This window comes from Rhodococcus sp. G-MC3 (assembly GCF_030063335.1).
Classification (GTDB): domain Bacteria; phylum Actinomycetota; class Actinomycetes; order Mycobacteriales; family Mycobacteriaceae; genus Rhodococcoides.
This window is the reverse complement of sequence record NZ_JASISW010000035.1, coordinates 21,857-27,856: the sequence shown is the minus strand read 5'-3', so window position 1 is coordinate 27,856 and position 6,000 is coordinate 21,857. Positions and strand designations below refer to the sequence as shown.

4 protein-coding genes and 3 pseudogenes are annotated in these 6,000 nt (G+C 61.2%); 2 read left to right on the top strand and 5 right to left on the bottom strand.

What is annotated here, in order from left to right; translation table 11 throughout:
* Positions 1-662: pseudogene (locus QMK17_RS24785) on the bottom strand (ISL3 family transposase); the annotation flags it as partial.
* Positions 663-1,182: 520 nt separating this feature from the next.
* Between QMK17_RS24785 and QMK17_RS24780 the strand changes: the two are divergent.
* On the top strand, positions 1,183-2,619 hold the full coding sequence (locus QMK17_RS24780) for an IS1380 family transposase (protein ID WP_283511948.1): 1,437 nt from the start codon (positions 1,183-1,185) through the stop codon (positions 2,617-2,619).
* Between the two features lie 425 nt (positions 2,620-3,044).
* The gene (locus QMK17_RS24775) at positions 3,045-3,482 is read left to right on the top strand and encodes a hypothetical protein (protein WP_283511947.1); all 438 of its coding nucleotides are present in this window, start codon (positions 3,045-3,047) and stop codon (positions 3,480-3,482) included.
* Between the two features lie 16 nt (positions 3,483-3,498).
* On the opposite strand, the gene QMK17_RS24770 is transcribed toward QMK17_RS24775, so the two are convergent.
* From QMK17_RS24770 to QMK17_RS24755, 4 genes and pseudogenes are all read right to left on the bottom strand, one after another.
* Positions 3,499-3,756 carry a hypothetical protein gene (locus tag QMK17_RS24770; RefSeq protein WP_283511951.1) on the bottom strand — a complete coding sequence of 86 codons (258 nt, stop codon included), beginning with the start codon at positions 3,754-3,756 and terminating at the stop codon, positions 3,499-3,501.
* Positions 3,757-4,059: 303 nt separating this feature from the next.
* The gene (locus QMK17_RS26560) at positions 4,060-4,380 is read right to left on the bottom strand and encodes a transposase (protein ID WP_283511946.1); all 321 of its coding nucleotides are present in this window, start codon (positions 4,378-4,380) and stop codon (positions 4,060-4,062) included.
* Between the two features lie 93 nt (positions 4,381-4,473).
* Positions 4,474-5,088: pseudogene (locus tag QMK17_RS26555) on the bottom strand (IS110 family transposase).
* A 451-nt stretch (positions 5,089-5,539) separates the two neighbouring features.
* Positions 5,540-5,779: pseudogene (locus QMK17_RS24755) on the bottom strand (IS3-like element ISMyma3 family transposase); the annotation flags it as partial.
* Between the last annotated feature and the right edge of the window lie 221 nt (positions 5,780-6,000).

The following is a 6,000-nucleotide window of genomic DNA, read 5'->3' as shown; positions in this document are numbered from 1 at the left end:
CGGTATCGAGTGCCTCGGTAGCCCAACCGACGACGTGAAAGGGGTCGGCACAGCGGATCGCGGCGGGGACATCGGTCGCGGACCACATCGGAGATCCACAAGGCCACGTCAGCGGTGACATGAGTAATGCGGGCGCACCTTCCCGCACCCGAGGACTCGAGTGCGTCGAAGATAGCGCGGACGGTCGCGCGGTCTCGGCCCGGATGGGCCCACACCAGGCGTCCGGTGTCGTGGTCGACGACAACGGTCAGGTACTTGTGACCGCGTTTGCACGAGATCTCGTCGATCCCGATTCTTGGCAGGTCGGCTAACGCATCGATACCGGCGGCGGTGTCGGCCCACACTCTAGCGATGATCGATCCGACTGTGCGCCAGGCGATCCGCATCAGTTCGGTGATTGCCTTCTTGGAGCACTGGGTGGCCAGCCACGCGACCTGTTGATCGAAAGAGCGGGTATGCCCGGCACCGTGGCGGGCCCAGGGGATTTGGCGTACTGTCGGCCCGTGTGTGGGGCAATATCCGCAGGAGCAACATCGCCCCCTGATCCCCCTTGCGGGCCTTACATGCGCCACGATCGCTTGTGTGTCGTCGTTGAATTCGACGTCCTCGACGACGGTGTTCTCGACGCCCAACACCGTGCGCCATAAGCTAGCGTTCTGCACGCCGTTCTCCGTTCTCCGTTCTTCAGTTTTGACCTTCGGCAAGCCAAAACTTAGACGGGGGAGGGCGTGTGGCCGCTCAGGCGCGATCAGCAACCCACGAACGTGTCACAAGAGCCAGAATCGTTGACTCCTGTGACCCTGTATCTGACCCGAACCCCCTGACGCAGAAGTCAAATGGACGCTGGATGAATTGGGGCACCGGACCGAGGTAGGTCGGTGCCCTCACTGTCATCTCAGGAGAATGTGGAGTCGCTGACTTTCGTGGTGCCGTCCTCCGCGAAAACTGGAACCGTGTGCGGTGCGGCGAGTCACGCAGGATGGTCGCGCCGCTCGGGTATGAACGAGGGGTGGACACCGTTGCCGAGCAGACCCGAGTTGCGCCGATCCGTCGACGGTTAAGCCTGAATGCACCGATGAGGTAGCCGCTCAACATGCGCGTTAGACGCGAAATGCCCTGCTGTGGTGGACGAATGGGACTTTCTACAGAACCGATTCTGACCACAAGAAGGGCATCTCGCAGATGCAACTATCTCACACCCGACCTGTCACTGCCGCGAGGTTCGACGACCCCAATCTCGTGTCCGCAGCCGGGCTGGTCCCGGTGCTGGCGTTGGCGTTGGCGCAGCGATCAGGGTTGCTCGCGTTGGCCGACGCGCATCTGAGTGTGCCGACCGACAAAGGCGCCAACGCCGGCCGCAAGGTCGGATCGCTGGTCGCGGGGATGGTCGCTGGCGCGGACAGCATCGCCGACATGGCGATCCTCCGGCACGGCGCACTGGGAACGCTCTTCGACCGCCCGTACGCGCCCTCGACGCTGGGGGCGTTTCTGCACCAGTTCCGGTTCGGGCATGTCCCCCAACTCGACGCAGTCGCGTCCCGCCTGCCCTCTGGGCTCGCCGAGCAGACCCCGGTCCTGGCCGGGATCGACACCGGCCCGGTGATGATCGACATCGACGACTCGATCATCGAAGTCCACGGACACAGCAAACAAGGATCCGTCTACGGCTACTCCGGAGTCCGCGGATTGAACTCGCTGATCACCACCGTCACCACGACCACTGCAGCACCGGTGATCACCGGGCAACGACTCCGGAAAGGGTCATGTGGATCCGCACGCGGTGCAGCCCGGATGATCGCCGACACCTTGCGCACGGTACACCGAGTCCGCACGGTAGTCACCAATTCTGCTGCTCCACAGCAGATGTCGGTCCCACTGGTGCGTGCCGATTCGGCGTACTTCGGGCACCGCGCCATCTCGGCAGCGATCCGTGGCGGCGCGGACGTCTCGATCACCACCGGACTGAACTCGGTGATCCGCACCGCGATCAGTGCAATCCCGGTCGATGCGTGGACCCCGATCCGCTACACCAACGCGATCTTCGACGACGACACCCAGTCGTGGATCTCGACGGCGGAAGTCGCCGAAATACCGTTCACCGCGTTCACGGCACAGAAGACAGCCCACCACATCCCCGGCCGGTTGATCGTGCGCCGCATCCCGGATCTACGATTGAAGAAAGACCAAGGACAGCAGCAACTGTTCGATGTGTGGCGGTTCCACGCTTTCTTCACCACCACAGACCCAGACGATCTCGACACCGTCACCGCCGACCAGGTCCACCGCCGGCACGCGATCATCGAACAAGTCCACGCAGACCTCAAGAATTCAGCCCTCGCCCACATGCCGTCAGGACATTTTTGCGCCAACGCGGCCTGGCTGGTCTGCGCGGTGATGGCGTTCAACCTCACCCGCGCCGCCGCCGCCATCACCGGCGACTCGGCGCTGGCGAAGGCAACGACCGGCACGATCCGTCGAACTCTGATCACCGTGCCGACTCGTATCGCCTACTCGGCACGGAAAATCACCCTCCACCTACCCACAGACTGGCCGTGGGAGAAACAGTGGATGACACTGTTCGAGAACACGTTCCCTCGAAACCTACCGATCGCAGCCTAACGACCAGTACCCTTACCCACACACGAGACGAAAACCCCAGTGGAACAACCCGATAGCCGAGATCGGCCGAACAATCACGCCTCGTATCCAGGTCGATACCGCGCAACATCATTCAGAACAAGCGAGTCAGCTCATCGGTGCATTCAGGCTAAGATAAGGCTAAGATGATCCGGCTGGCTGAGATGATCCGGATCATCCGTCGCGTCGCGGCCAGTTGCACTCGATCAGCCCACAAGGCGTCCAGCGAACCACTTCCCTCCACGCGCGGCATAGGTCCATGCGAGGCTCTGCTATCGGTGCTCTTCGGCGGAAAACTCAACGTCGGACTCGCCGATTACGGTGATTTCGTCCATGCTGGCGTCCAGATCCGGCAGGATGGACGGATACGCAGTCTCGAAGTCTCCGCAGTCAGACGGTGAGGGTAAATGAAACGCATTCTGCACCTGCTGATCATCGTCGCTTTGTGTGCGCTCGCGGTCGTCGTCTTCCTCAAGGTGTTCGACTCCACCCGAGACACGACACCGCGCCCCCAAGCCGATGAATCTTTCGTGATCGATGGCCAAGAGGCAACGTGCAGCACGTTGTTCGGGCAGCCGTGCGATTACACCATCCAATCCGAGTACAACCGGTGGGGCGACGGGCTCGAATCATTTGTGAATTCGAGCCCACTCGGTTCCTACGCCACCGATATCGGGTTCGTAGCCTCGGCAAAGCTAAGTCTGCAAGCGTGTGGAGTCGCCCGGACGGCCGGACAAACAGTTCTGGAATTCGAGGAGCTGGCCCAGACCGATCATCCCGAAGCCACTCGTACGCAACTGTTTCCGTTCTGGAACCGGACGCGACAGAGTTTGTGCCCCGAGTAATAAGCCGTCGTAACCCCTAGCCCGAGGCAAGAGTCCGCCTCAACTCGGTTGGATCGCTAGCGGGTGCAGCCTCCACCTTCTGTTCTTGGATCAGCAATGTCAGTACAACCGACACGATCAACACACCGACGCCGGTCGCGAAGGATGCACTGTAGTTACCGGTAACTTCTCGCAGAATCCCTCGTGATTGCAGCCAGACTTTGCGTGCGCCGTAGACCGAGTAGTTCTCACCGTGAACATGGGTGATCTCGGCCTTCAGCTGTCTATCGCGCACCGCTCGTTTCGATGCAGCGCGACTGCGGGCCTCGTAGTAGATGGACTGGCGCGATCGGGCAGCCGTGCTCGGTGAGCACCGTGCAGACATCGCATGTTGCCGTTAGTCAAGACGCGATGTTCGCTGGTGCTCTCTCAGCGATGTGCCCGAATGCGACCGATGCGTCGTAGACCTGCCCCGTGTGAAGGCAGTGATGGAGCATTCCGATGTAGCGGTTGGCGAGGTTCCTCGATGCCGAGGTGTGCGAATCACCGACCCGGCGTCTTCGGTCGTAGTGGGAGCGCGCGTCGGGTGAGTGAAGAATCAATGGAAGCGCCCAGAGGTACGCGGCGGGGTTGAGTCGTTTATTGCGGACCACGCGCATACTGACGTTGGTCTTGGTGCCGCTGGCGCGGTGCCGGCATAGGATTTCAATCCTCGCGCTGTAGTGAAACGTTCCCTGTCGTCGCCGATTTCACCGAGGATCCGCGGCGCGCCGAGCACAGTTCGGAGACCGGGGAAACTGCGCAGGACTGCTGCGTCTGCGTGCGCATAGAAGGCTTCGCTCAGGGCATCCTCCAGCGATCGGATGTTCTCAGCGGCTGCGGCCTTGGCGCGAGAGTACGTGAGCGCCTGGCAGCCCATCGCAGTCTCGACCGATGTCGGCTGTCGCAGATGTATGGCACGAAGGTCGTCGACGATTCGCCGAGCTTCCGCGTCGACTCCACGTTTCCGGCCTCACTTTCGGAGTGCAGCAGCTACCGCTGAGGGACGCAGACTGGCAGCGGCGGAGGGAGTGGCAGCCAAATGTAGGACCACGCGCGCACCCATGGTGGTGAGGTCGTCGAACGTATCGAGAACCGCCGGATAGTATTGGCGCAGAAGCGATCGAGCCTCGCTTGCGATCTGCTTTCGATCCCAGATCGCATCCTGGTGACCACGTGCGAGCACTTTGATCGATTGCGCCAGTTCGCTGTCGTGAGGCAATCGACGGTGGTTGACTTTGGCCGTTTGCAGAATGTTCGCCAGCACCAATGCGTCCGCAGAGTCGCTTTTCGATCAGCTCGGTGAATACCTGTCTCGGTACCGGGAGACCGCTAGTGGGTTGATGGCGAACCCATCGGCACCGGCGGCGCGAAGCGCCGATACCAGCAGGCCTTGCCCTGTTTCGATGGCTATCGGCAATCCAGAGAGGCCGCTCAGTGACAGAGAAGTGACCAGCTCCGTCAGTCTGGTGAACCCAGCAAGGTCGTCGCTGATTCGAGCTTTGGCAATCAGCACGCCGTCGACGTCGATGACTGCCACATCGTGATGCGCTTCAGCCCAGTCGATTCCGCACCACAGTGTGGTCATGTCACCCCTTCTCGTCGATGTGTGCATCAGGGTGGCGCCCACGGTCATCGAACCGGGAAGGTTGATCAGCGCTCTCATGAAAAGGCCTCGTGGGGCCACCATCGCATCGGCTGTCGTGTAACCTCCCGCCTACCGATCGGTCTCACGCGCTGCCGTCATGGTTTGAAAGTGCCCTGCTCGACGAAGTGATGCACCTACCAGCGGCCCGATACTTCACAATGCGGTACGCATGCACCGAAACGTGGTAGCCGCGCCGAGTTCGCCCACAGTCTGCAGAAGTAGGGCTGCGTGCACGGATCGGCTCGAGTAGTGCAAACCGGCGGGGCTACCGTTTCATTAGATCGGCTCGACGCCGTAGTGCCAGGTGTGATCGATGAGCGGAGTTCGGATTCCTGTTTGTTGTTTTCGATGAAGTCGATGATCACTTGTTGTTGCGACCCCGCTCCGCCGCGAAAAAGACCGACGCAGAGTTCAGTATTTCGTTGGCTCGCTTGAGTTCTCGGTTCTCAGTGCGAAGCTTCTTCATCTCTGCCGAGATCTCACTGGTCACGCCCGGGCGCTGGCTTGCATCGGTCTGAGGCCGTCGGATCCAGTTGTGCAACGTCTGTGCGGTCCCGATGCCGAGCTTGCCGGCTACCGACTCGATCGCCGCCCACTCGGAGGGATGCTCGTGCTGGACTTCGGCGACCATCCGCACCGCACGCTTACTTCGGCTCCGGCGGGTACCTCGTCTGCGATCCTGACATAACTCGATCGTTCCCAAAGAACGAAGTCTCCGGACACGCCGGGGTGATTCACATGCACTTCGGGTACCCCGTTTCGAGTGTGCTGTAACCGGTTCCCATCGATGTGTCGTGAACTGTACGCAGCGGCGCTGCCTCCGTTTTGATCCGGTGTCAAAAATTGGTACGG